Annotated in this window: 1 protein-coding gene; it reads right to left on the bottom strand. The window is 66.1% G+C overall.

What is annotated here, in order from left to right; genetic code table 11:
• The coding region (locus OH705_RS28240; RefSeq protein WP_267303575.1) for an AsmA-like C-terminal region-containing protein at window positions 1–248 on the bottom strand (248 nt) is incomplete at both ends.

The raw sequence follows: 248 nt of genomic DNA, 5'->3' as shown, positions 1-248 counted from the left end.
ACTTGGGCTTCACGTCGACGGTCTGGTCGAAGCGCTCGCTGCGCAGGTCGGTATCGCCGCGGATCTGGATCTCGGCGGCGGGGCCGTCGATCATCAGGTTGTCGCTGCGCGCCAGACCGCCCGCGATGCGGATGTCGCCGTCGATGCGATTGAAGGCGAAACCCTTCGAGAAGAAGTCGCTTAAATCCAACATCAGGCGCCGGCGCACTTCCGCCACGCTCAGCAAGCCGAGTACGCGGCCCGCGCCC

The organism is Pseudomonas sp. BJa3, assembly GCF_026343815.1.
In the GTDB taxonomy this organism is placed as follows: Bacteria; Pseudomonadota; Gammaproteobacteria; order Pseudomonadales; family Pseudomonadaceae; genus Aquipseudomonas; species Aquipseudomonas soli.
This window is presented reverse-complemented; position numbering and strand designations above follow the sequence as displayed.